Source organism: Meridianimarinicoccus zhengii (genome assembly GCF_003254465.1).
GTDB lineage: Bacteria > Pseudomonadota > Alphaproteobacteria > Rhodobacterales > Rhodobacteraceae > Meridianimarinicoccus > Meridianimarinicoccus zhengii.
The window spans coordinates 16,714-39,894 of the sequence record NZ_QDFI01000031.1 but is presented as its reverse complement, the minus strand read 5'-3'; the positions used below and the strand labels follow the sequence as shown (position 1 = coordinate 39,894).

The following is a 23,181-nucleotide window of genomic DNA, read 5'->3' as shown; positions in this document are numbered from 1 at the left end:
CAGTCCATCCCATGAGGCCCCGAATGAACTGCGTCTTCGTGCAAATCCGCTGCAAGCCCGGCACCGCCTATCGCGTGGCCGACGAGATCACCCTGCGCGAGATCCACTCCGAGCTGTATTCCACCAGCGGCGATTACGACCTGCTGCTGAAGCTCTATGTCCCGGCGGACGCCGACGTGGGCAAGTTCATCAACGATCACCTGCTCGACATTCCGGGGATCGAACGCACCCATACGACACTGACATTCAAGGCGTTCTGAGCGGCTTTGACAATCGCCCCCCGCCGGGGTCTAACCGGGACCGAGCGGCCTGCGCGGCCGCAATCGGGGAGGTTACACATGCACACCAAAACGGCACAGACCGTGGTCATCGACGCATTCGGCGGGTCCGACAAGCTGCGGCTGGAGGACCGCCCCGTAGGCGATCCCGGTCCGGGCGAGATCCGGATCCGGCACGAAGCCTGCGGGCTGAATTTCATCGATGTCTACCAGCGCACGGGCCTTTACCCGCTGCCTCTGCCCACGGCGTTGGGGATGGAAGCGGCGGGTATCGTCGAAGCCGTGGGCGACGGCGTGACGCATCTGAAGCCGGGCGACCGTGCCGCCTATGCCTCGGCGCCGCCGGGGGCCTATTGCTCGGCGCGCGTGATGCCCGCCGCGCAGGTCTGCCCCCTGCCCGACGCCATCGGGTTCGAAGAAGGGGCGGCCATGATGCTCAAGGGCCTCACGGTCCAGTACCTGTTCCAGCGCACGGTGCCGCTGAAACGCGGGGACACGGTGCTGTTCCACGCGGCCGCGGGCGGCGTGGGCCTGATCGCCTGCCAATGGGCGCGCGACGAGGGCATTACCCTGATCGCCACCGCAGGCAGCGATGAAAAGTGCCAGCTTGCGCTGGATCACGGCGCCACCCACGCGATCAATTACCGAACGGAAGACTTCGCCGCCCGCGTGCGCGACCTGACCGACGGGCGCGGGGTCGATGCGGTGATGGACAGCGTGGGGAAAGACACTTTCGAAGGTTCGCTGAACAGCCTCCGCCCGCTGGGCATGATGATCACCTTCGGCAACGCGTCGGGCAAGGTGCCGCCGGTGGATGTGGGGATGCTCGCGGCGAAGGGATCGCTGCAACTCACGCGGCCCACGCTGTTCACCCATACCAGCGATCACGCGACCTGCCAGAAGATGGCGGCGAACCTGTTCGACAAGGTCACGCGGGGTGCGGTGAAGATCCGCATCGACCAGCGATTCCCGCTGGCCGAAGTCGCGGCCGCCCATGACGCGCTGGAGACCCGCAAGACCACGGGTGCGACGATCCTGATGCCCTGACCTGCGGGGGGCGGTCGCCTGCGCACGGGCGGATGACGGGATTGTGGATGCGCCGCGCCGGGTGTGCGGTCTGAAAGCCGGGACCGGGCGCGGGATGCCCGCCCTACCCCGTCTTCGCCGCCTCGTCCCGTTCGGCGAGCGCCATCCATTCTTCCTCCGCATCCGACAGCGCATCATGGCGTTCGACCAGCGCATCGGTGGCTTTCTGGAACTTCACAGGCGCGTCGGTGAACATGTTCGGATCGGCGGCGAGGAAGTCTTCCAGCTTGGCGATCTCCGCCTCCAGCCGCGCGATGATGCCGGGCAGTTCTTCCAGCCGGTGGCGCTCGGTAAAGCTCAGGCCGCCATGCGGGGTGGCCGATGCCGCGACGGTCTTCGGGGCCGGTTTGCCCTGTCCGCCCTGTGGCTTTCCCGCGGGTTCCGGGGTGGCGAACAGTCCCTCCCCGCCCCGCTGCGCGCGGTAATCGGACCAGCCGCCGGGATAGACGGTCGCCTTGCCGTCGCCTTCCATGGCCACGGTCGCCGTCGCGACGCGGTCGAGAAAATCGCGGTCGTGGCTGACCAGCAGCACCGTGCCGTCGTAATCGCCCAGCACGTCCTGCAACAGGTCGAGCGTTTCGATGTCGAGATCGTTGGTCGGTTCGTCCAGCACCAGAAGGTTGCTGTCGCGCGCCATGATCCGCGCCAGCAGGAGCCGCGCCTTTTCGCCGCCCGACAGGGATTTCACGGGCGCGCGGGCCTGTCGTTCGTCGAACAGGAAATCCTTGAGATAGCCCACCACATGCTTCGGCGTGCCGCGCACCATGACCTGGTCGGCGCGACCGGACACGCGCATCGACGGATCGCCGGTCAGGCTGTCCCACAGCGTCGCTTCCGGGTCGAGCTGCGCGCGGTTCTGGTCGAACACGGCCACCTGCAGGTTGGACCCCAGCGTGACCGACCCGGTGTCGGGTGCAATCTCGCCGGTGAGCATCTTCAGCAGCGTGGACTTGCCCGCGCCGTTCGGCCCGACAAAGGCGATGCGGTCGCCGCGCAGCACACGCAGATCGAAGGGCGCAAGGATCACCCGGTCGTCGAAGCGTTTGGAAATGCACTTCGCCTCGATCACGCGCTTGCCGGACTTGGTCCCCGCGGCCAGCGCAAGGTCCGCGGTCCCCGCCCGGCTGATCTGCGACGCGCGTTCGGCCCGCAGCGCCTGCAGCGCGCGCACCCGCCCCTGGTTACGCTTGCGCCGCGCGCTGATGCCTTCGACGGCCCAGCGGGCCTCCGCCTTGATCTTGCGGTTGAGCTTGTGGCGGGCCTCGTCCTCCTCGGCCCATGTCTTGTCGCGCCATGCCTCGAACGCGGCGAAACCCTGTTCCTGCCGGCGCACGGCGCCCCGGTCGATCCACAGGGTCGCGCGCGTCAGCGCGGTCAGGAAAGCCCGGTCGTGGGAAATCAGCACGAAGGCCGCGCGGGTGGATTTCAGCCGCTCCTCCAGCCAACCGATGGCCTGCACGTCGAGATGGTTCGTCGGCTCGTCCAGCAGCATCAGGTCGGGGTCTTCCGCCAGCAGCTTGGCCAGCGCCGCGCGCCGCCGTTCCCCGCCTGACGCGGCCCCCGTGGCGATGCCGGGGTCGAACTTCAGCCCTTCGGATACCATGTCGATCCGGTAGGCTTCGCCCGGCGGCAAGCCGCTTGCGGCGAAATCGCCGAGCGTGGCGAAGCCCGCCAGCGAAGGCTCCTGTTCCATGTAGCCGACGGACTGGCCCGGCGCGGTCGTGACGCTGCCACGGTCGGGTTCGACCAGCCCCGCAATGACCTTCATCAGCGTGGACTTGCCCGACCCGTTTCGCCCCACCAGCGCCACCCGGTCGCGCGGCTGTACGACAAGGCCGAGATCGTCGAAGACCGGCTCCCCCCCGAAGGTGAGCGAGATGCCGGAAACTTGAAGGAGAGGAGGTTGCGCCATGCCGGTTCCGTATGTGGGCTTGGATGCGCGGTCAAGCGGCGGCGGCTGGCGATGCCGTTCGGCGCGCCCTATGTCTATGGGGTGATACGGTGAAAAGGATACCCCCATGGACAGCACCCTCGACAAGGTCGTGAAGACGGATGCCGAATGGCGCGCGCAGCTGTCGCCGATGGCCTACAAGGTCACGCGCAAGCATGGCACCGAGCGCGCCGGCACGCACGAGGATTTCCCGAAGGATCCCGGCACCTACTTGTGCATCTGCTGTGGCGCGCCGCTGTTCGACCAGGACGACAAGTTCGAAAGCGGCACGGGCTGGCCCAGCTTCACCCGCCCCGCCGACCCGGAGATGGTGGGCGAAACGGAGGATCGCAGCTTCTTCATGCGCCGCACGGAAGTACACTGCAATCGCTGCGACGCGCATCTGGGGCACGTCTTTCCGGACGGACCGGCGCCGACGGGGCTGCGCTATTGCATCAATGGGGCGGCGCTCAGGTTCGAACCTGACGCGTGACGGGATCAGATCCCGTCATCTCCGCCACCACCGCCGCCGCCGAGGAAGTCCTCGGCGGTCGGGCCGCCGACATTGCCGAAGATCTGCTGCAGAATGCCCATTTCCGACACCGAAGGATCGGTGACGCGGGCCGTCAGAACGACGACGCGCCCGTCGTTCACATCGAAACGTTCGATGTTTTCAACCTGGCCGTCTTCTGTGAAACGCACCGCCACGATGTCGCGCCGGGTGGTGCGCGGCTTTGCGGGGCCGAAGGTCTCGCGCTCCGAGGCCACGTAATACCACGCGCGGTCGTCGCGCATGCCGCGGGTCATGGGCTGACCGATCTTTTCGGCCACCGTGTCACGGGTGTCCTGGCCGACCTCGACTTCGGCCAGCTGGTCCGGAGCGGGCACGTAACCATGGGTGCGCACGATGGGCGAACAGCCCGCGGCGGCAACCAGACCGGCCATGGCGGCGGCGCGAAACCCGCGCGCAAGGGATGCTCTGCCCATGTTCAGCCTTGTTTGCCGTTGCACCTTCTGGCACCCCCGATAGCCTGAGCCAGCGAACCTGTTCAAGGAGGGATAGTGCTTATGGCATCCGACCGGCATGAAGACGCCCCCCCACCGACGCATGACGGCGCCGTGCTGCGGCTGGCCGATCTGGCGCAACGCCGCGCCCACCGCTTCGCGCGCCAGCCCGACGCAGACGCCCGCGCTGCGCTGGCGCGGGCGCTCGACCTGATTGACCTGCGCAAGGTGCGGTTCGAAGGCACGCTCGACCCGGTCGGGCGGCGCAACTGGGACCTGAACGGGCAACTGGGCGCGACCGTGGTACAGCCCTGCGTCGCCACGCTTGCCCCCGTGACCACCCGGATCGAGGAGCGGGTGGAGCGGCGGTTTCGCGCCGACCTGCCGGAACCGGACGACGCGGCGGAAATCGAGATGCCCGAAGATGACGCGCTGGAACGGCTGCCGGACGCCATCGATCTTGACGCGATCCTGGCCGAGGCGCTGGCGCTGGCGCTGCCGCCCTATCCGCGTGCCGCCGATACGGCGCCGGTTGAGGCACAGTTCGCCGAACCGGGCCAGACGCCGATGACGGACGCCGACACCCGCCCCTTTGCGGCCCTGGCCGGCCTGCGCGGGCAGCTTGGCAGGGACACCGGGAAGGGCGAGACGGGCAACGGCCCGGAGGAGTCCGATCCGGATACGCCACCCGCCACGGGAACGCCGCAACAGGGGACGGGGCGGGACTGAACCCAAAAAACCCCTTGCACGGCGCGCCAAAACGCGTAGAAGTCCGGCTTCCATTGACGGGCGCGAACCGCGTCCCTGCCGCCCGCGTGCGGCGTGCAGATCAGACGAACAAGGGTTGAGACATGGCTGTCCAGCAGAACAAGGTTACCCGGTCGCGCCGGAACATGCGCCGCGCTCATGACGCGCTGGTCGCTGCGAATCCCAACGAATGTACCAATTGCGGCGAGCTGAAGCGCCCGCATCACGTGTGCCCGTCCTGCGGCCACTACGCGGACCGCGAAGTTGTCGCCATGGCCGACGAGATCGACCTGGACGAAGACGCGGCCTGAGACGAGGCCGCCCATCGACAGCATGAAGCCTCCGCGGTCAGACAAGGGTGCAGCGCACGCAGCGCCGCGGATTGTCACTGTCTCCGTGGACGCGATGGGCGGGGACAACGGCCCCGCCCCGGTCGTGGCGGGCATCGCGAAATCCGCGACCAAGAACCCGGACATGCGGTTCATCGTCCATGGCGATGCCGAGCAGCTTGAAAAGCTGATCGAACGGCGCCGCGGCCTTGCCGCGCGCTGCGAGGTGCGCCATGCCGACGGTGTCGTGACCATGACCGAAAAGCCCAGCCATGCCATGCGGCACGGCAAGGGCACGTCCATGTGGCAAGCGATCGAAGCCGTGCGCGCGGGCGACGCGCAGGTCTGCGTGTCCTGCGGCAACACGGGCGCGCTCATGGCGATGTCGATGGTGCGCCTCCGCAAGCTGCCAGGCGTGAACCGGCCGGCCATCGCGTGTCTCTGGCCATCGCGCAATCCCGGCGGTTTCAACATCATGCTGGACGCGGGCGCCGATATCCGGGCCGATGCCGAAGACCTGCTGCAATACGCGCTGATGGGCAGTTCTTATGCCCGCGTCGGCCTGATGCTCGATCGCCCGCGGATCGGGCTGCTCAATGTCGGGACCGAGGAACACAAGGGCCGCGCCGAACTGAAACTCGCCCATGACCTGATCACGGAAGCCGCGAAGACGGCACCTTTCGACTTCGTGGGCTATATCGAAGGCGGCGACCTGCCGTCCGACAAGGTGGACGTGATCGTCACCGACGGATTTACGGGCAACGTCGCGCTCAAGACCGGCGAAGGCACCGCCAAGCTGATCCGCGAGTTGCTTCAGGAGGCGTTCAACTATTCGCCCCTGTCGCGCTTCGCGGCGCTTCTCGCGCTGACCTCGCTGCAACGTCTGCGCAAGCGGATCGACCCGCGCCGGGTGAATGGCGGCGTGTTCCTCGGGTTGAACGGTTCGGTCATCAAGTCGCACGGATCGGCGGACGCCACGGGCGTGTCGGCCGCACTGAAACTTGCCTTCGAACTGGGGCATGCCGATCTGCCGGAGCGGCTAGCGGCGCGGGTTGCATCCCTCTCCCCCGCGGTCCAAGGTGCGCCGACAGACACCGGGAAGGCTTACGGTACCAGCACATGACCACACGCGCCGTGATTCGAGGGGTCGGGCACTACCTGCCCGAGCGTGTGGTCGAAAATGCGGAATTCACGAAGACGCTGGACACCACGGACGAGTGGATTCGCACCCGGTCCGGTATCGAACGGCGCCATTTCGCGGCCGAAGGCCAAGGCACGTCCGACCTGGCGACACGCGCAGCGCGCGCCGCGCTTGCGGATGCAGGCCTTGAGCCGAACGACATCGATGCCGTGATCGTCGCCACGTCGACTGCCGACCTGACATTCCCCGCCGTCGCCACGATGGTGCAGGACGCGCTTGGCATGACACGCGGCTTCGCCTTCGACGTGCAGGCGGTCTGCGCGGGTTTCGTCTTCGCGCTGGCCAATGCCAACGGGATGATCCTGTCGGGACAGGCGGACCGCGTGCTCGTGATCGGCGCGGAAACGTTCTCGCGCATCCTCGACTGGACGGACCGGGGCACCTGCGTGCTGTTCGGCGACGGTGCCGGCGCGCTCGTGCTCGAACGCGCGGAGGGAAAGGGCACGACCGCGGATCGTGGCATCCTGTCCAGCGATCTCAATTCCGACGGACGGTACCGCGATATCCTGTACGTGGATGGCGGCGTGGCGAGCCAGACCACCGGACACCTGCGGATGCAGGGCAAGGAAGTGTTCCGCCACGCGGTCGAAAAGCTCGCGCTGACGGCCCATCGCGCGCTGCGCAAGGCGGGGCTGACCCCGGCGGATGTGGACTGGATCGTTCCGCACCAGGCCAATCTGCGGATCATCAAGGCCACGGCCCAGAAGATGGGGCTCGACATGGACCGGGTGATTGTCACCGTGCAGGATCACGGCAATACCTCTGCGGCGTCGATTCCGCTGGCGCTGTCGGTCGGCAAGGCGCGTGGCCAGATCCGGCCGGGTCAGCTTCTGGTTGCCGAAGCAATTGGCGGTGGGCTCGCATGGGGCTCGGTTGTGTTGCGCTGGTGACGTTGCCCGCGTGAAATCAGCACGTTACGAATCCCGGCGTTGACAGGTTTTTCCAGTTGTCTCTATCGTCGCCCCAACACAGGGAGAAAAAGACAATGAGTGGCAAGACCTTGACCCGGATGGACCTGAGCGAGGCCGTGTTCCGCGAAGTGGGTCTGTCGCGCAACGAATCCGCACAACTGGTCGAAAGCGTGCTGGCCCATATCAGCGATTCACTGGCATCGGGCGAGTCGGTCAAGATCTCGTCATTCGGGACCTTCAACGTGCGGGACAAGGCCGCGCGCGTGGGGCGCAATCCGAAGACCGGCGAAGAGGTGCCGATCCTGCCGCGGCGCGTGCTGACCTTCCGCCCCTCGCACCTCATGAAAGAGCGCGTGGCCCAGGGCAACAAGCGCTGAGGCGCATGGCCCGGCCATGAAGAAATCCCCGGACGCCTTCCGCACGATCAGCGAAGTGGCGGCGTGGCTGGAAACGCCGGCCCACGTCCTGCGTTTCTGGGAGAGCCGCTTTCCTGATCTCAAGCCCGTGCAGCGGGCGGGCGGGCGCCGGTATTACCGGCCGCAGGACATGATGCTGCTGGGCGGGATCAAGCACCTGCTGCACACCGAGGGTCACACGATCAAGTCGGTGCAGGATCGCATCAAGGCCGATGGCACCGATGCGGTGGCCGCCTTTTCGCCGCCGCTGACACCGGCCCCTGTCGGCGCCGAAGACGACGTGCCCCATGCACCCGCCGACGCGGACGCCCTCACCGTCGCCGGAATGGAGGTGGCGCGGCAGAAGGCGCTGGCCGATGACGAGACACCGCCCATCGGTTTCTTCTTCGACGACAGCGAGGATGCCGCGCCAGCCGAAGCCCAAAGCGGCACGTTCGCACAGGCGCGCGCGCCATCCCCGCCACCCGCCGATGCCGTGCCCGGGAACGTTGCAGAGGATGCCGCACCCGCTGCCGCGCAACCGATGCCCGACCCGTCGCCCGCCGGTCCGCGCGTTGGCACCTTGCCACCCCTGCCCGACGATCCCGAAGATGACGCCGCGTTGCACAGTCCGCCGCTATCCCTGCCTGCCCGTCTGCGGGCGCTGCACCCCGACGACATCGCGGCCAGTCATCGTGACACGCTGATCGGTTTGTATCGGCGGCTCGACGGCTGGCAGTGCGCGCCGCGCTGACCTGCCCACTGGCCGTGTCACCGGCACGTCACTTTTTGCGCCGCGCGCCCTTGCCCCGGTCCGCAAAGCTGAGTAACAGACGCACGTGTCGGGCTATAGCGCAGCTTGGTAGCGCGTCCGTCTGGGGGACGGAAGGTCGTGAGTTCGAATCTCGCTAGCCCGACCATTTTTCGCAAAACTTATCGTTTTGGCAGTGGCCTCCTCGCGCCCTGGCAGCGCCGCCGCAGGGTCGTGATTGCGTTTCCCCGGCTTGCACGCGCCGTCATGCTCGGCGACAAGCGATAAACCCTGCCGACCGAGCGGATCTTGCATGACTGACGTCCCGAACCACCTGCCCGATGCCCCCGGCGTTCTGCCGCGCCAGACGATCGCAGGACTGATCGACGCGGGCGCGATCGCGGCGGACCCGCCAGTGGACGCGGTGCAGTTGCAGCCCGCCTCGCTCGATCTGCGGCTCGGCGGCGTGGCATGGCGCGTGCGCGCGTCTTTCCTGCCGGGCCGCGACAAGACCGTGGATGCCCGGTTGCAGGACTTCGCCATGCACCGGATAGATCTGACCGACGGGGCAGTTCTGGAAAAGGGCTGTGTCTATCTCGTGCCGCTGTTGGAACGGTTGGATCTGCCCGCCGGGCTGGAGGCCGTCGCCAATGCCAAAAGCTCCACCGGGCGGCTCGATCTGCTCACGCGCCTCATCACCGACCACGGCACCGAGTTCGACCGTATCCCGCCGGGCTATCGCGGCCCGCTCTGGGCGGAGATCTGCCCGCGCAGCTTCTCGGTGCTGGTGCGGCAGGGGATGCGGCTGAACCAGGTGCGCTTCCGGGCGGGCGATACCACGCTGGACGATGCGGCCCTGGCCGCCCTGCACGACGCGACCGGGCTGGTGGACGGACCGGCCCATATCGACGGGGGGCTCGGCTTCTCGGTGGACCTGCACCCGCGGGGCGACGGGATCGTGGGCTACCGCGCGCGTCCGCATGCCGGCGTGATCGACCTGGACCGGATCGGCGCCTATGCGGTGCGGGATTTCTGGGACCCTATCACCAGCGATGGCGGCGGCGTCATCCTCGACCCCGGCGCGTTCTACATCCTTGTCAGCCGCGAGGCGGTCCACATCCCCCCCGACTATGCCGCCGAGATGGCCCCCTACATGGCCCTGGCAGGCGAATTCCGGGTGCACTACGCTGGTTTCTTCGATCCGGGCTTCGGCCATGCCGCGGCCGGTGGCACGGGCGCGCGCGGCGTTCTTGAAGTGCGCTGCCACGAAGCGCCCTTCGTGCTCGACCACGGGCAACGGGTGGGGCGGCTGGTCTATGAACGCATGGCCGCGCGGCCAGACCGGCTGTACGGCGCAGATTTCGCATCGAACTACCAGGGTCAGGGGCTCAAGCTGTCCAAGCATTTCCGGGCGGACTGAGCCGGGCGTCTACCACATGCGCGGCACGGCTTGTTCGGAATAGGCCGCATCATATGCGCCGGCATCCGCGATTGCGCGCACTTCGGCCAGAAAATCGCCCGCACTGGGGACGGCGGCACTTTCGTCGCCCGAACGCCACAGCCCTGACCGCATCACGGCCTTGGCGCACTGGAAATACGCCTCGGCCACCGTTATCGCGATCACGGTGCGGGGCTGTTTGCCATCGCGGTCAAACCGCGCGCGGGCCGCGGCATCGGCGGTGACGATTGCCGTGCCGTTCACCCGCACCACGTTCGGGCTGCCGGGGACCATGAACATCAGGCTCACCCGCCCGTCGGCGACGATGTTTCGCAGGCTGTCGATGCGATTGTTGCCCATCCAGTCCGGCAGTAGCAGCGTGCGGTCGTCGGCCACCTGCACGACCGCGCCGTCATCGCCGCGCGGGCTGGTATCGGTGCCGTCCGGCCCGACCGTCCCGAGCACGACAAACCGCGCCGCGCCGATCCAGGCCCGATAGATCGGGGTGATCCGGTCCACGACCTTTGCCAGCGCCGCCGGGACGGGATCGCCATAGATGGCATCGAGATCGGCAATCGTGGCAATCGGCTGCATGGTCTGTCTCCGCTGTAATGTCACGGCGACCTTATCGCCACGGCCGCGCGGGGCCAAGCAGCGGCACCGAAAACGAAAACGGCGTCCGCCTGGGACGCCGTTCGAATTCTGCTGGTGCACCTTGGCGCGGATCAGGCCGCGTCGGTGATGAACTTGACCGCGTCGCCGAAGGTCTGGATCGTCTCGGCCGCATCGTCGGGAATCTCGATGCCGAACTCTTCTTCGAAGGCCATCACCAGCTCGACCGTGTCGAGGCTGTCAGCGCCCAGATCGTCGATGAAGGACGCGCTTTCGGTGATCTTGCCTTCTTCGACGCCCAGATGTTCGACAACGATCTTCTTCACGCGATCTGCGATGTCGCTCATGTCATTTCCTCATTCAGTCTTCGGGGTCTTGCCCGCTTTGGTGATGGCCTTGCGGCCCGTTGCGGCTGAAAGCCTGTGAAACCTGCCTCTCAGCGGGGTCCAGCCCTGCCCCCGGGCAATCTCGGTGGCCTATAGCATATGGTCCTGTGAAGGCAAACGCTTTCGCCAAGGGGTGGAAACCCGTCCCGCAGGCCTGTCAGATCATCGCCAGACCGCCGTTGACGTGCAGCACCGTGCCGGTCGTGTACCCTGCCTCGGGGCTTGAAAGATACAGCACGGCGGCGGCGATTTCGGCCGGATCGCCCATCCGCCCCGCGGGCACGTTGCCGAGGATCGCGGCTTTCTGGTCATCCGTCAGCTTGTCGGTCATCGCCGTCGCCACGAAGCCCGGCGCCACGGCGTTCACGGTGATGCCCCGGCTGGCGACCTCATAGGCGAGCGATTTGGACATGCCCACCAGTCCTGCCTTGGCGGCGGCATAATTGCCCTGCCCGGGATTGCCCGTGGCCCCCACGACCGAAGTGATGTTCACGATCCGGCCCCAGCGCGCCTTCATCATGCCGCGCAGCACGCCGCGCGACAGCTTCATGGCGGCGGTCAGGTTCACGTCGATGACGCTGGCCCATTCGTCGTCGGACATGCGCATGAACAGGTTGTCGCGGGTGATGCCCGCATTGTTCACAAGGATATCGACGCCGCCCATGGCCCCTGCGGCATCCTTGGGCAGAGCCGCCACCGCGTCGCCATCGGACAGGTTGCAGGGCAGCACATGGGCACGATCGCCCAACCGTGCCGCGAGGTCTTCGAGCGGCGCGGTGCGCGTACCGCTCAGCCCCACCGTCGCCCCGGCTTCGTGCAGCGCCGTGGCAATGGCCGCGCCGATCCCGCCCGAGGCCCCGGTGACCAGCGCCGTCTTTCCCGTCAGATCGAACATGCGTGTTTACTCCTCTGCCGCCGCCCTGAGCGCGGCGATATCTTCGGGCGTGGCGACATTGGCCGTGGCCACGTCGCGCGCGATGCGCCGGATCATGCCCGACAGCGCCTTGCCCGCGCCCAGTTCCCAGATCTCGGTGACCCCCTGCGCGGCCATGACCTGCACGCTTTCGCGCCAGCGCACCGCGCCGGTCACCTGCCGCACCAGCAGGTCGCGGATCGTGTCCGGGTCCTGCACGGCGCTGGCGGTGACATTGGCCACCAGCGGGACAGCCGGAGCGTGGATCGTGACATCGGCCAGCGCCGCCGCCATCGCATCGGCGGCAGGCTGCATCAGCGCGCAATGGAACGGGGCGGAAACGGGCAGCATCAGCGCGCGCTTGGCGCCCCTTTCCTTCGCCAGTGCCGCGGCACGTTCCACCGCGGCCGTGTGGCCGGAAACGACCACCTGCGCGGGGTCGTTGTCATTGGCCGCTTCGCAGACCTCGCCCTGCGCCGCATCCGCCGCGAGCGCGGTCACGGCGGCCAGGTCCAGCCCGAGGATCGCGGCCATCGCGCCCTCGCCCACCGGCACGGCGGTCTGCATCGCCTGACCGCGCAACCGCAGGAGCCGCGCGGCATCGCCGACACTGATCGCTCCTGCTGCTGCGAGGGCCGAATACTCGCCCAAGGAATGGCCCGCGACAAAGGCGCCATCGGCGATGCGGATGCCTTCGGCGTCCAGCGCGCGCACGGCGGCCAAAGAACACGCCATCAGCGCGGGCTGGGCATTGGCGGTCAGCGTGAGCGTGTCGGCATCGCCGTCCCAGACCAGTGCCGACAGGTTTTCACCCAGCGCCGCATCCACCTCGTCGAACACCGCGCGGGCAGCGGGATAGGCATCCGCCAGCGCCTGGCCCATGCCGATCGTCTGCGCGCCCTGTCCGGGGAAAACATATGCGCGTGTCATACTCGCTCCTCATATTCGCCCGGCGGGCGTGTCCTTGTCCGATGTTGGACGGGTCTAGCCCAGCCCGCGCGCGCACGCAATTGCAGCAAGCATGGCCCCGCGGCCCGGCCTGCGCCCCATTTGGCACCGCTTCGCCCGGGTGGCGAAGCCGCACGCGGACTGTGCGCATGCGGGCCATTTGCGGCGCACGGCACTTGCATTACCTCTTTGCCCGAACGCAGCGAACGGAGACATCCATGTCCCTTGCCGAACCGACACTGGGCAATTCGCCCCGCAGCTATGGCAGCGTCGCCAAGACCCTGCATTGGCTGACCGCCCTTCTGATCCTGACCGCGATCCCGCTGGGGGTCGTGGCCAACAACCTGCCTTATGACACATCGGCGCAACTGGCGACGAAAGGCTGGCTGTTCTCGCTGCACAAAACCGTGGGGATCGCGGCCTTCACCGTCGCGGTGCTGCGCATCCTGTGGGCCGCGTCACAACCGAAACCGGCGCTGCTGCATCCCGACCGGCGGCTGGAAAGCTGGGCTGCGGAAACCGTGCACTGGATGCTTTACGCGTCGCTGGTGATCGTGCCCCTGTCCGGCTGGCTGCACCATGCCGCCACGCAGGGCTTCGCGCCGATCCTGTGGCCGTTCGGGCAGACGCTACCGCTTATTCCGGTCAACGACGGCGTGGCACATTTCTTCGCGGCGTGGCACTGGCTGTTCACCAAGGTGCTCATCGCGTCGCTTATCCTGCACATCGCGGGCGCGTTGAAACATCACCTGATCGACCGGGACGACACGCTGCGGCGGATGCTGCCGGGGCATGTCGCGGCGGGCGATGGCGCAGCGGCGCATCCGCGCGGCCCCGTGGCGGCAGCGGTCGCCATCTGGGCGGTGCTGATGGCCGGCGGATCGGCATTGGGGCTGGCCGGGCAGACCGACGCGCCCGCGGTTCCGCAGCTTCAGGCGCAGCCATCGGGCTGGGTCGTCCAGGAGGGCACGCTGGCCATCACGGCGACGCAGTTCGGGTCGCCCGTCGAGGGACAGTTCGACGACTGGACCGCCGCGATAGAATTCGACCCCGACGCGCCCGGGCCGGACATGGGCACCGTGACCGTGCAGATCTCCATTCCCAGCGTCACGCTCGGCTCGGTGACGAGCGAGGCGCTCAAGCCCGAATTCTTCGACGCTGAGGCGCATCCCACGGCAACGTTCGACGCGCAGATCATGACCGCCGAGGGCGAAAACGCATATGTCGCCGAAGGAACGCTGACCCTGAAAGGTGCGACCGTGCCGCTGTCGCTGCCGTTCGAGCTGACACTCGACGGCGATACGGCGCGCATGTCCGGGCAGACCGTCATCGACCGGCGCGACTATGGCATCGGCACGAACAGCTACGCCGACGAAGAGACGGTGGCCCATGACGTCACCGTGTCCGTGTCGCTCGTGGCCGAACGCGATCAGGGCGAATAGATCGACACGCGAAAGGGGCGCGGGGATCTCTCCCCACGCCCCTCCAATTCAGTCAGACGTTCCGCGCGGGATCAGCCTTTGCGGCGGCGCAATGCCCCCATCCCGGCGACCCCCGCCCCAAGCAGCAGCGCCGATGCCGGAAGCGGCACGGGCGTCGTGCCGGTGTTGGGCAGCGCGGTCACGCCAACGGCATCCACGTCATAGCCGTCGCGCCCGGCAACGAAGGGCGAGGTGTCGACAAGCCGCAGCGTGTCGAAGATGCCCGCGAAGCTGAACACGAAGCCGGCAGCCGATGCGTTGTCGACCTCGCCAATCTTGGAGAAGCTGCCACCGATGCCGGCGAACACGTCGGCGCTTTCGAAATAGCCCGCGCGGTTGCCGAAGGTGATCTCATAGCTGGCACCGGGACCGGTGAAGGTCTCGCCGAATGTGAAATCGGCCTGACCCCCCAGACCCAGCGACAGGAACTTGTCGTCGGGCTCACCGAGCGCATTCAGCGGATTGTCGCGGTCGTTGGACGACCCGACAGTGCCGTTGTTGGTCCAGTCGACCCCTGTCGCATAGATGGTCGCCGCCTGCGCGGCGGAACCTAGAAGAAGGGCTGCCGCCGCGGCGGCGACGAATGATTTGTAACGCATGACACTACTCCTGACCACGCAACTCACCTTCGATGAGTTTCCGTCGACCACTTCTAGAGCAGGATACGCTGAAATGCTCGAAGTGATGGGCATTTGAGTTAACGGGCGCCTATTTGCGCCCGTCCTTCGGCGACCCCATCACCACCCAGGTGGTGATCGCGCTGACATTGGGAACGACGCCCAGAACATCGGTGTGGAACGCCTTGTAGGCGGCAAGGTCGGGTACTTCCACCCGCAGCAGGTATTCGATGATGCCGGTGACATTGTGGAATTCGACGACTTCGGGGGCGGCATCCATGGCCTGTTCGAACGCGGACTGCGCGGCCTTGGAATGGTTCGACAGACCGACCCCGATATAGGCGAGGAACCCACGCCCCATCGCCACAGGGTCGAGCACCGCGCGATAGCCCGCGATCACCCCGCTGCGTTCGAGATCCTGTACCCTGCGCAGACAGGCGGACGCCGACAGCCCGACCCGCGCGGCAAGCTCGGTATTGCTGATCCGGCCATTGGCCTGAAGCTCTCGCAATATATTTTCGTTGATTGGGTCTCGCTTCGTCATTTCCGCCGATCATCTCCCGTTTTCCCACAAACTATGCAGCACATTGCGCCGGATTTGTGTCAATCATGCCGCGCTGATGGTTGCAAGGGCACGGGCGCGATTCGTCCCGGCCTTGCCGAACGGGAGAGCCGATCATGACCGCCGAATTTCTTCTGGCCCTCGCGGGCTTTGCCTTCGTCACGTCGATCACGCCGGGACCGAACAACCTGATGCTGATGGCGTCGGGCGTGAATTTCGGTCTGCGCCGGACCATGCCCCATCTGCTGGGCATCTCGCTCGGACTGGCGACGATGATCGTTCTGGTGGGGCTGGGTGCCGCGCGCGCGATGGAATCAATCCCGCTGCTCGAACTTGCGCTGCGGGCGGGATGTCTTGCGTTCATCATGTGGATGACATGGTCGCTGCTGCGGGCCGAAGCGCCGGACGGCGCCCCCGCGAAGAGCGCCCCGATGACATTTATCCAGGCAGCGGGGTTCCAGTGGATCAATCCGAAGGCGTGGGCCATGGCGCTGACGGCAATCGCGGCCTTTGCACCGGATCGCAGCCTGCCCGCCGTCGGCACGGTGGCAGTTGTCTTCGCCATCGTGAGCCTGCCGTCCATCGTGGTCTGGGCGGCGCTTGGCAAGCGGCTGCGCGCATTTCTGACGGATGCGCGGCGGCGGCGCATCTTCAACGCGGCCACGGCCGCACTGCTGGTGGTCAGCGTGCTGCCGATGATCCTGCAGATGGGGTGACGGAACGGGGCCGCCGGCATGGCGGCCCCCCTGCCCCGGTCAGGATGCGCTGGCCGCGTCCTGTGCCTCGATCGAGATCATCACCTCGACCTCGTCCGACACGAAGGGCGCGAACATGTCCACGCCGAAATCGCTGCGCAGCAGCGTCGTCGTGGCGTTGAAGCCAAGCCACGGCGCGTTTTCCATCGGATGGGTGTCCGCCTTGTTCAGGACCGTATCCAGCACGACCGACTTGGTGACGCCGTTCATTGTCAGGTCACCGGTGATGAGCGCGGTATTCTCGCCCGTCACCTCGATGCCCGTCGACACGAAGGTCACCTGTTCGTCCGTACCGGCGGCGTCGAAGAAATCACCGGACATGAAGTGTTCGTCGCGGGCTTCCCAACCGGTGAACATGCTGGTGACCGGCATGGACACTTCTACCGACGAATTGGCCGGGTCGGTCTCGTCGAACTGGATCGTGCCGGCGAAACCCGAGAACATGCCATAGGTCGTCGAGAAGCCGAGATGGTTGTAGCTGAACAGGACCTGGCTGTGGCTGCTGTCCAGAACGTATTCGCGCGGCTCTGCCAGTGCGGGGGCGGCGACGAGCCCAAGGCCCAGGGCTGCGGCGATGAGGGTGCGGGTCATTGTAGTGTCACTCCTGTTGGTGCGGTGTCGAACCGGCCGCGGCGGATGTGCCGCGCCTTGGGGTCAGATGTCGTGTCAAGCTGCGCTGCGGCAACTCCGCGAAAGCCAACAGGGTCGGTTCACCAGCGAACAACGCCCTGCGCCCTTGTTCGGCCGCGCTCCGCGCGCCGCTTGCCATTCGCGCGCGGGCCTGTATAAGGCGCCATCTTCCGCAAACCGCAAACCGGCGCAGTCTCTCGTGGACGGGCGCGGAAGTGTTGGCCCGCCCTATGAAATGCGCCCGAAATCAGGAGCCGATATGCCGCTTTACGAGCATGTCTTCATTTCCCGCCAGGACCTGTCGAACACGCAGGCCGAGGGCCTTGTCGAACACTTCTCCACGATTCTCGCGGATAACGGCGGCAGCGTCGTCGAAAGCGAGTACTGGGGCGTCAAGACGATGGCCTACAAGATCAACAAGAACCGCAAGGGCCATTACGCCTTCCTGAAGACCGACGCGCCGTCGTCGGCCGTGCAGGAAATGGAACGCCTGATGCGCCTGCATGACGACGTGATGCGCGTCCTGACCGTGAAGGTGGACGAACACGCCGAAGGCCCGTCGGTCCAGATGCAGAAGCGCGACGAGCGTGACCGCGGTGATCGTGGCGACCGGGGCCCGCGCCCTGACCGTGGGGATCGTGGCGACCGCGGTGATCGTGGCGACCGTGGCGACCGGGGTGACCGCCCCGCGCGCGACCGTTGATCTGAACCGGGAAAGGAAAATAGATCATGGCAACGAAACCGTTCTTCCGCCGCCGCAAGGTCTGCCCCTTCTCGGGCGACAATGCACCCGCCATCGACTACAAGGACACGCGCCTGCTGCAGCGGTATATTTCCGAGCGCGGCAAGATCGTGCCGTCGCGCATCACCGCCGTGTCCGCCAAGAAGCAGCGTGAACTGTCCCGCGCCATCAAGCGCGCGCGGTTCCTCGCCCTTCTGCCCTACGCCGTGAAGTAAGGAACATCCCCATGGAGATCATTCTTCTCGAACGCGTGGCCAAGCTGGGCCAGATGGGCGAGGTCGTGTCCGTCAAGGAAGGCTACGCGCGCAACTTCCTGCTGCCCCAGGGCAAGGCGATGCGGGTCAATCCCCAGAACCTCGCCCGTTTCGAAGAGCAGAAGGCACAGCTTGAAGCCCGCAACCTGGAAACCCGCAAGGAAGCCGAGGCACTGGGCAAGCAACTCGACGGGCAGACCTTCGTCGTGATCCGTTCCGCTTCGGATGCCGGCGCGCTTTACGGGTCCGTCAGCACGCGTGATGCAGCGGATGCCGCGACCGAGGCCGGGTTCTCGGTGGATCGCAAGCAGGTCGTCATGAACCGTCCGATCAAGGAACTGGGCCTGCACGACTTGTCCGTGACACTGCACCCCGAAGTCGAGGTGACGATCACGCTCAACGTCGCACGCTCGCCCGAAGAGGCCGAGTTGCAGGCATCGGGCAAGTCGATCCAGGAACTGGCCGCCGAAGAAGAAGCAGCCGCCGAATTCGAGATCGCGGAACTGTTCGACGATATCGGGAGCGCGAGCTTCGACGACGAAAGCGGCGACGACACGCCCCAGCCGAGCCTCGACGACGACCGCTGAGGCGACGATCGGCACGGAAAGACGGGGGGGCCGCGGCACATGCCGCGGCCCTTTCGCATGTCGGGTCTCAGTCCTGCACGGGACCGTCGGCGCGGAACCACGGGACCGGGTCGCTCGACGCAGGGGCAGTTTCCAGCGCGGGCCATTCGCTCGCAGCCTGCGATTCGTATTTCGGGATTTCGGCCACCCAGCGCCGCGCGATGCGGTCATTGATGTTCAGGAACAGCTTGCCGTTCTCGATATGCCAGTTGGTCGGGTTGGCAGGCACCTTGTATCCGCCCGCCACGCCATAGGCGCAATGCCCGTCATATTGCGGGGCATAGCGGTCCGGATCGGCAAGGAAACGGTCGCGGTTCGCCGCGGACGCGAAGGCGAAGGTGGCGCCGTTGTGTTCGGCGGTGATATCGGCATGGCCGCGAACGGGATCGCTGCCGGGTGCGAGGTCGAAATAGGCCACCACGTCATGGCCCGACACGGCGAAACCGGTCGTGTCCACGTATTGCGGCCCGGCCAGCACGCCCGCCGGCAGCAGGGTCAGGACCGTCGCAAGGGCAAGTCTTCGGATCATGCGGAAACCTCCAGGGCTGTGACGCGCAAACCGTACCGCAGAATCGCGGCCCCCGCGCTCCCCGGTCCCGCCAAGGTGATCGCCCGTGTCCACGCCCCTTGATGGCACCGGCGCGCGGGTCTAGAACCGCTCCCATCCCCGGACAGGAACCGTACCCATGCTCGATCTCGCCTTCGACACGCCGACACCCAAGGTCATCGCCGGGGCGAAGCACGACTGGGAACTCGTGATCGGGATGGAAGTACACGCGCAGGTCGCGTCGAAGGCGAAGCTGTTCTCCGGCGCCTCCACGCAATTCGGGGCGGAGCCGAATTCCAACGTCGCCTTCGTGGATGCGGGCATGCCGGGAATGCTGCCGGTGATCAACGAGGGCTGCGTCGCGCTGGCGGTCAAGACCGGGCTGGGGCTGAAAGCACAGATCAACCTGATGTCGGCCTTTGACCGGAAGAACTATTTCTACCCGGACCTGCCGCAGGGCTACCAGATCAGCCAGTTGTATCACCCCATCGTCGGCGAAGGCGAGGTGATCGTTGACATGGCCCCCGGCATCGCGCGCCGCGTGCGGATCGAACGCATCCACCTGGAACAGGACGCGGGCAAGTCGATCCACGACATGGACCCGGCGATGAGCTTCGTGGATCTTAACCGCACGGGCGTCGCGTTGATGGAGATCGTCAGCCGCCCGGACATTCGCGGGCCGGAAGAAGCGGCGGCCTATGTCACCAAGCTCCGCCAGATCCTGCGGTACCTGGGCACCTGCGACGGCAACATGCAGAACGGCAACCTGCGCGCGGACGTGAACGTGTCCGTCTGCCATCCGGGGGATTACGAACGCTATCAGGAGACGCAGGATTTCGGCCATCTCGGCACGCGCTGCGAGATCAAGAACATGAACTCCCTGCGGTTCATCCAGCAGGCGATCGATTACGAGGCGCGCCGCCAGATCGCGATCCTGGAGGACGGCGGCAGCGTCGTGCAGGAAACCCGGCTCTACGACCCGGACAAGAACGAGACCCGGTCGATGCGGTCCAAGGAAGAAGCGCATGATTACCGCTATTTTCCCTGCCCCGACCTGCTGCCGCTGGAGATCGAACAGGCCTGGGTCGATGACATCGCGGCGTCACTGCCGGAACTGCCCGACGCCAAGAAGGCGCGTTTCGTGCGCGATTTCGGGCTGAGCGAGTACGATGCGTCTGTTCTGACCGCCGAGGTGGAGGCCGCCGCCTATTTCGAAATCGTGGCCGACGGCCGCGACGGCAAGCAGGCCGCGAACTGGGTGATCAACGACCTGTTCGGGCGGCTGAAGAAGGACGGCGACCGGCACATCACCGAAAGCCCCGTCAGCCCCGCGCAGTTGGGCGGCATCCTCGACCTGATCGCGGCGGGTGACATCTCGGGCAAGATCGCCAAGGACCTGTTCGAGATCGTCTATACCGAAGGCGGCGATCCCGCGCGGATCGTCGCGGATCGAGGCATGAAGCAGGTCACGGACACCGGCGCGATCGAGGCCGCGGTGGACAAGGTCATCGCGGAAAACCCCGCGCAGGTGGAAAAGGCGCAAGCCAATCCCAAGCTGGCAGGCTGGTTCGTGGGGCAGGTGATGAAGGCGACGGGCGGCAAGGCCAACCCGAAGGCGGTGAACGACCTCGTGGCGGCGAAGCTGGGGCTTTAGCCCCATGGCGAGCCTGCGCCGGGCTGTCGCGGTCCATAACGAGCGCGTGAAGCTGTTTTCCGGCTTCGTGAACGCCATCGGGCTGGGGCTGATCGGTTTCGCCGTGCTGCGCCCGCTGACCGAGGACATGACGGCCATCGGCGCGATCACGGCAGTCTGGGGGCTGGCGGGGCTTTTCCTGCACGCCATTTCCCACTATATATTGGCCATGCTCCGAACGGAGGACAGAACATGACTGCCTTTGAAATCGCCATTCCCGTGATCGCCGTATCCGTGGCCCTGCTGGGCGCGGTGCTGCTCAGGCGCGAAGCTGCCCGTATCGATGCGCGCAAGCGCGGCGCGCATCCCGCCGAATAGGCCACCCTTGCCGTGCATCGCGGCACGGATGCCGATACCACGCCGACACCCTGACTGGTAGTGGTCCGTACATCGCAACCCTATTTGGCGAATTTCCGGTACCGTCAATCCGCGGCAATCGGCACCAGCGTCACCTGCCGCCCATCGACCGCCGCACGATAGCAGGCACGATCCGGCGCATCGCGCACATCGTCCCCCGCCAGCGACGTGCAGAACTCCCCGCGGCGGTATTCCCAGGCGCCCACGAACGGCACGCCCAGATGGGTACCCACCAGCGCGCCGCCCTCCAGCACCGTCACGTCGACGCCGTCACCCTGAAGATTATGGCCGACCACGGCGCGTTCGAAGGCACGCCGCCGTTCAAGGCTGTCGGCATCGTCGCGCACAGCGTCCGTGCTGGCGAAGTCGGGGGAGGCGCAGGCAGAGAGCAGCCAAATCATACTCAGCACAGTGAACACGTTTCGCATCGTCACCGAACCCCGAACCCGAAGGACGGCCCCCTGCCCAAGCGTCACCATAACGCTTTCCGTCCCGATCCGACGCACATTCGAAGCAAAAGGTTAACGTTCCACTCATGCCCACCCTGTTGCACCGCTGCGACGCGGCTTGCGGTGCGGCTGCGGGCGGAGAGGCAGGCTTTGCCAAATCCGCTGCCGCGCAGTAAGCCCCTTGGGACGCTGACAGATCCGGTGACCCCATGCCCGACCACGAATATCGCGTTCTGCCCGCCCCGGATCGCGCCGCCAAGACCCGCGACGAGGGCGAGGACGCCTATGCCCGCGCACTGGCCGATGTCCTGAACGCCGAGGCGCAGCAAGGCTGGGAATTCGTGCGCGCCGAAACCCTGCCCATGAAGGAACGCACCGGGCTGACCGGCACGCGCATGGGCTTCCGGACGCTGCTGGTGTTCCGCCGTCCGCGCGACGGCCAGGACGGGACGCGCGCAGCGCTGAAACTGCTGGAGAACCGGGGCGACAGCAGCCCGGCGTGACCTGAATTCAGGCAGCGATGTGGATTTCCAGCGCGTGGATGCGCCCCACGAGATCCTTGCCCAACGCATCGTGGATCGCCCGGTGCCGCGCGATCCGGGACATGGGCCGCAACGCCTCGGCCGCGATGTCGATACGGAAATGGGTTTCGCCGCCCTCGCGCCACCCGCCATGGCCGCGATGGGCCTCGCTGTCATCGGTGACGACAAGCCGCTCCGGCTTCAACGCCGATTCGAGCCGGGCCTCGATCTCCTGTGCAATCCCCATTTTTACGTCATGCCCCCTTTCGCTTCGGTGGGGAAAGGTTAGACTCTGGCGCCCGCGGTTGGAATGCCGCCCGTGCGAGTCGGAAAGGTTTTTGCATGTCGAAGAACGATCCCTTCGGATTTGACCTGTCGGTATCCTCCGCCAAGAAGAAGAAGACCCGCGGCAAGCGTGGCATGTCCGGCGCGTTCGAAACTTCCAACCGGGTCTGCGAACATCCCGGCTGCGACCTGATCGGGCAGTATCGCGCACCGCGCTCGCCAGACAGCCTCGATGACTACCTGTGGTTCTGCAAGGACCACGTGCGCGAGTACAATCTTAAGTGGAACTTCTTCTCGGGCGCCACCGAGGCAGAGATGGAAGAGCAGATCGAAAAGGACCGCGTCTGGGGGCGCGGCACCAAGCCCTTCGGCAAGCAGAGCGACGAACAGCGCGCCTGGCGGCGCTTGGGCATCGACGACCCGCACCAGGTGCTGGGCGAGAAGGCGACGCAGAATCCCGGCAAATCGATCACCGGCACGCGCCGCCTGCCGCCGACCGAACGCCGCGCGCTGGAAATCCTCGAGGCGAGGGACCACTGGACCAAGGTGGAAATCCGCAAGCAGTATCGCAGCCTCATCAAGATCCTGCACCCCGACATGAATGGCGGCGACCGCAGCGACGAGGAGCGGTTGCAGGAGGTCGTCTGGGCCTGGGACCAGATCAAGGACAGCCGCAGCTTCAAGGACTGACCGGGGGAATGGCCCCCGGTGGTGGAAACGGACTGGTCCGGC

32 protein-coding genes and 1 tRNA gene are annotated in these 23,181 nt (G+C 66.5%); 21 read left to right on the top strand and 12 right to left on the bottom strand.

Features of this window, described 5'->3' with window-relative positions; genetic code table 11:
• Positions 1-23: 23 nt before the first annotated feature.
• Together DDE13_RS11595 and DDE13_RS11590 are read left to right on the top strand one after the other, a co-directional pair.
• A complete protein-coding gene (locus DDE13_RS11595; protein ID WP_111404310.1) occupies positions 24-260 on the top strand; it encodes an Lrp/AsnC ligand binding domain-containing protein in 237 nt (78 codons plus the stop codon).
• A 78-nt stretch (positions 261-338) separates the two neighbouring features.
• Positions 339-1,325, top strand: coding sequence for a quinone oxidoreductase family protein (locus DDE13_RS11590; RefSeq protein ID WP_111404308.1), 987 nt, complete (start codon positions 339-341; stop codon positions 1,323-1,325).
• 103 nt (positions 1,326-1,428) lie between these two features.
• Here the strand turns inward: DDE13_RS11590 and DDE13_RS11585 are convergent, their stop codons facing one another.
• The gene (locus DDE13_RS11585) at positions 1,429-3,276 is read right to left on the bottom strand and encodes an ABC-F family ATP-binding cassette domain-containing protein (protein WP_111404306.1); all 1,848 of its coding nucleotides are present in this window, start codon (positions 3,274-3,276) and stop codon (positions 1,429-1,431) included.
• A 106-nt stretch (positions 3,277-3,382) separates the two neighbouring features.
• Here DDE13_RS11585 and msrB point away from each other — a divergent pair, with 106 nt between their 5' ends.
• Positions 3,383-3,787, top strand: coding sequence for a peptide-methionine (R)-S-oxide reductase MsrB (gene msrB / locus DDE13_RS11580; RefSeq protein ID WP_111404303.1), 405 nt, complete (start codon positions 3,383-3,385; stop codon positions 3,785-3,787).
• Between the two features lie 5 nt (positions 3,788-3,792).
• Here the strand turns inward: msrB and DDE13_RS11575 are convergent, their stop codons facing one another.
• Positions 3,793-4,281, bottom strand: coding sequence for an outer membrane protein assembly factor BamE (locus tag DDE13_RS11575; protein WP_162630964.1), 489 nt, complete (start codon positions 4,279-4,281; stop codon positions 3,793-3,795).
• Between the two features lie 81 nt (positions 4,282-4,362).
• Here DDE13_RS11575 and DDE13_RS11570 point away from each other — a divergent pair, with 81 nt between their 5' ends.
• From DDE13_RS11570 to DDE13_RS11535, 8 genes are all read left to right on the top strand, one after another.
• Entirely contained in the window at positions 4,363-5,028 is a 666-nt protein-coding gene (locus DDE13_RS11570; RefSeq protein ID WP_222626082.1) for a YceD family protein, read from the top strand.
• 122 nt (positions 5,029-5,150) lie between these two features.
• On the top strand, positions 5,151-5,357 hold the full coding sequence (gene rpmF / locus DDE13_RS11565) for a 50S ribosomal protein L32 (protein WP_111404299.1): 207 nt from the start codon (positions 5,151-5,153) through the stop codon (positions 5,355-5,357).
• A 22-nt stretch (positions 5,358-5,379) separates the two neighbouring features.
• Entirely contained in the window at positions 5,380-6,498 is a 1,119-nt protein-coding gene (plsX, locus tag DDE13_RS11560) for a phosphate acyltransferase PlsX (RefSeq protein ID WP_111404296.1), read from the top strand.
• Positions 6,495-7,466, top strand: coding sequence for a beta-ketoacyl-ACP synthase III (locus DDE13_RS11555; RefSeq protein WP_111404294.1), 972 nt, complete (start codon positions 6,495-6,497; stop codon positions 7,464-7,466). Before plsX ends, DDE13_RS11555 begins: the two co-directional genes overlap by 4 nt.
• A 95-nt stretch (positions 7,467-7,561) precedes the next feature.
• Positions 7,562-7,864 carry an integration host factor subunit alpha gene (gene ihfA / locus DDE13_RS11550; protein ID WP_111404292.1) on the top strand — a complete coding sequence of 101 codons (303 nt, stop codon included), beginning with the start codon at positions 7,562-7,564 and terminating at the stop codon, positions 7,862-7,864.
• 16 nt (positions 7,865-7,880) lie between these two features.
• Positions 7,881-8,636: a MerR family transcriptional regulator gene (locus tag DDE13_RS11545; RefSeq protein ID WP_111404290.1), complete on the top strand. Its 756-nt coding sequence runs from the start codon at positions 7,881-7,883 to the stop codon at positions 8,634-8,636.
• Between the two features lie 89 nt (positions 8,637-8,725).
• A tRNA-Pro gene (locus tag DDE13_RS11540) sits at positions 8,726-8,802 on the top strand.
• Positions 8,803-8,946: 144 nt separating this feature from the next.
• Positions 8,947-10,053, top strand: a complete 1,107-nt coding sequence (locus DDE13_RS11535; protein ID WP_111404288.1) for a 2'-deoxycytidine 5'-triphosphate deaminase — start codon at positions 8,947-8,949, stop codon at positions 10,051-10,053.
• A 9-nt stretch (positions 10,054-10,062) separates the two neighbouring features.
• Here DDE13_RS11535 and DDE13_RS11530 read toward each other — a convergent pair whose 3' ends face one another.
• From DDE13_RS11530 to fabD, 4 genes are all read right to left on the bottom strand, one after another.
• A complete protein-coding gene (locus tag DDE13_RS11530; protein WP_111404286.1) occupies positions 10,063-10,665 on the bottom strand; it encodes an MSMEG_1061 family FMN-dependent PPOX-type flavoprotein in 603 nt (200 codons plus the stop codon).
• A 131-nt stretch (positions 10,666-10,796) separates the two neighbouring features.
• The gene (locus DDE13_RS11525) at positions 10,797-11,030 is read right to left on the bottom strand and encodes an acyl carrier protein (protein ID WP_111404284.1); all 234 of its coding nucleotides are present in this window, start codon (positions 11,028-11,030) and stop codon (positions 10,797-10,799) included.
• 196 nt (positions 11,031-11,226) lie between these two features.
• Positions 11,227-11,964 (bottom strand): 3-oxoacyl-[acyl-carrier-protein] reductase, encoded by a 738-nt coding sequence (gene fabG / locus DDE13_RS11520; protein ID WP_111404283.1) that lies wholly within the window; start codon positions 11,962-11,964, stop codon positions 11,227-11,229.
• 6 nt (positions 11,965-11,970) lie between these two features.
• Complete coding sequence (gene fabD, locus DDE13_RS11515) at positions 11,971-12,912, bottom strand: ACP S-malonyltransferase (protein WP_111404281.1); 942 nt, start codon at positions 12,910-12,912, stop codon at positions 11,971-11,973.
• Positions 12,913-13,148: 236 nt separating this feature from the next.
• Between fabD and DDE13_RS11510 the strand changes: the two genes are divergently transcribed.
• Positions 13,149-14,372, top strand: a complete 1,224-nt coding sequence (locus tag DDE13_RS11510; protein ID WP_111404279.1) for a cytochrome b/b6 domain-containing protein — start codon at positions 13,149-13,151, stop codon at positions 14,370-14,372.
• 71 nt (positions 14,373-14,443) lie between these two features.
• Here the strand turns inward: DDE13_RS11510 and DDE13_RS11505 are convergent, their stop codons facing one another.
• Together DDE13_RS11505 and DDE13_RS11500 are read right to left on the bottom strand one after the other, a co-directional pair.
• The gene (locus DDE13_RS11505; protein ID WP_162630963.1) at positions 14,444-15,010 is read right to left on the bottom strand and encodes a VPLPA-CTERM sorting domain-containing protein; all 567 of its coding nucleotides are present in this window, start codon (positions 15,008-15,010) and stop codon (positions 14,444-14,446) included.
• Positions 15,011-15,119: 109 nt separating this feature from the next.
• Positions 15,120-15,572, bottom strand: coding sequence for an Lrp/AsnC family transcriptional regulator (locus DDE13_RS11500; RefSeq protein ID WP_111404275.1), 453 nt, complete (start codon positions 15,570-15,572; stop codon positions 15,120-15,122).
• A 134-nt stretch (positions 15,573-15,706) separates the two neighbouring features.
• Between DDE13_RS11500 and DDE13_RS11495 the strand changes: the two genes are divergently transcribed.
• Positions 15,707-16,306, top strand: a complete 600-nt coding sequence (locus DDE13_RS11495) for a LysE family translocator (protein WP_111404273.1) — start codon at positions 15,707-15,709, stop codon at positions 16,304-16,306.
• A gap of 39 nt (positions 16,307-16,345) precedes the next feature.
• On the opposite strand, the gene DDE13_RS11490 is transcribed toward DDE13_RS11495, so the two are convergent.
• A complete protein-coding gene (locus DDE13_RS11490) occupies positions 16,346-16,936 on the bottom strand; it encodes a YceI family protein (RefSeq protein WP_111404271.1) in 591 nt (196 codons plus the stop codon).
• Between the two features lie 298 nt (positions 16,937-17,234).
• Between DDE13_RS11490 and rpsF the strand changes: the two genes are divergently transcribed.
• From rpsF to rplI, 3 genes are read left to right on the top strand one after another with little or no spacing between them, the layout of a single operon-like run.
• Entirely contained in the window at positions 17,235-17,678 is a 444-nt protein-coding gene (gene rpsF / locus DDE13_RS11485) for a 30S ribosomal protein S6 (protein WP_111404269.1), read from the top strand.
• Positions 17,679-17,704: 26 nt separating this feature from the next.
• Positions 17,705-17,932, top strand: a complete 228-nt coding sequence (gene rpsR, locus DDE13_RS11480) for a 30S ribosomal protein S18 (RefSeq protein WP_068292848.1) — start codon at positions 17,705-17,707, stop codon at positions 17,930-17,932.
• An 11-nt stretch (positions 17,933-17,943) separates the two neighbouring features.
• Positions 17,944-18,558, top strand: coding sequence for a 50S ribosomal protein L9 (gene rplI / locus DDE13_RS11475; protein WP_111404267.1), 615 nt, complete (start codon positions 17,944-17,946; stop codon positions 18,556-18,558).
• Positions 18,559-18,625: 67 nt separating this feature from the next.
• Here the strand turns inward: rplI and DDE13_RS11470 are convergent, their stop codons facing one another.
• Positions 18,626-19,126, bottom strand: a complete 501-nt coding sequence (locus DDE13_RS11470) for a YHS domain-containing (seleno)protein (RefSeq protein WP_111404265.1) — start codon at positions 19,124-19,126, stop codon at positions 18,626-18,628.
• Between the two features lie 157 nt (positions 19,127-19,283).
• Between DDE13_RS11470 and gatB the strand changes: the two genes are divergently transcribed.
• From gatB to DDE13_RS23575, 3 genes are read left to right on the top strand one after another with little or no spacing between them, the layout of a single operon-like run.
• Positions 19,284-20,798 (top strand): Asp-tRNA(Asn)/Glu-tRNA(Gln) amidotransferase subunit GatB, encoded by a 1,515-nt coding sequence (gatB, locus tag DDE13_RS11465; protein WP_111404263.1) that lies wholly within the window; start codon positions 19,284-19,286, stop codon positions 20,796-20,798.
• A gap of 4 nt (positions 20,799-20,802) precedes the next feature.
• The gene (locus DDE13_RS11460; RefSeq protein ID WP_111404261.1) at positions 20,803-21,033 is read left to right on the top strand and encodes a hypothetical protein; all 231 of its coding nucleotides are present in this window, start codon (positions 20,803-20,805) and stop codon (positions 21,031-21,033) included.
• The gene (locus DDE13_RS23575; protein ID WP_268951239.1) at positions 21,030-21,155 is read left to right on the top strand and encodes a hypothetical protein; all 126 of its coding nucleotides are present in this window, start codon (positions 21,030-21,032) and stop codon (positions 21,153-21,155) included. The genes DDE13_RS11460 and DDE13_RS23575 overlap by 4 nt, the downstream gene beginning before the upstream one ends.
• 104 nt (positions 21,156-21,259) lie before the next feature.
• Here DDE13_RS23575 and DDE13_RS11455 read toward each other — a convergent pair whose 3' ends face one another.
• Positions 21,260-21,595, bottom strand: a complete 336-nt coding sequence (locus tag DDE13_RS11455; protein ID WP_162630962.1) for a hypothetical protein — start codon at positions 21,593-21,595, stop codon at positions 21,260-21,262.
• Positions 21,596-21,852: 257 nt separating this feature from the next.
• Here DDE13_RS11455 and DDE13_RS11450 point away from each other — a divergent pair, with 257 nt between their 5' ends.
• On the top strand, positions 21,853-22,146 hold the full coding sequence (locus DDE13_RS11450) for a DUF4177 domain-containing protein (RefSeq protein ID WP_111404257.1): 294 nt from the start codon (positions 21,853-21,855) through the stop codon (positions 22,144-22,146).
• Between the two features lie 7 nt (positions 22,147-22,153).
• Here the strand turns inward: DDE13_RS11450 and DDE13_RS11445 are convergent, their stop codons facing one another.
• Entirely contained in the window at positions 22,154-22,411 is a 258-nt protein-coding gene (locus DDE13_RS11445; RefSeq protein ID WP_111404255.1) for a BolA family protein, read from the bottom strand.
• A 95-nt stretch (positions 22,412-22,506) separates the two neighbouring features.
• On the opposite strand from DDE13_RS11445, the gene DDE13_RS11440 reads away from it, so the two are divergent.
• A complete protein-coding gene (locus tag DDE13_RS11440) occupies positions 22,507-23,139 on the top strand; it encodes a DnaJ domain-containing protein (RefSeq protein WP_111404253.1) in 633 nt (210 codons plus the stop codon).
• Positions 23,140-23,181: the final 42 nt, after the last annotated feature.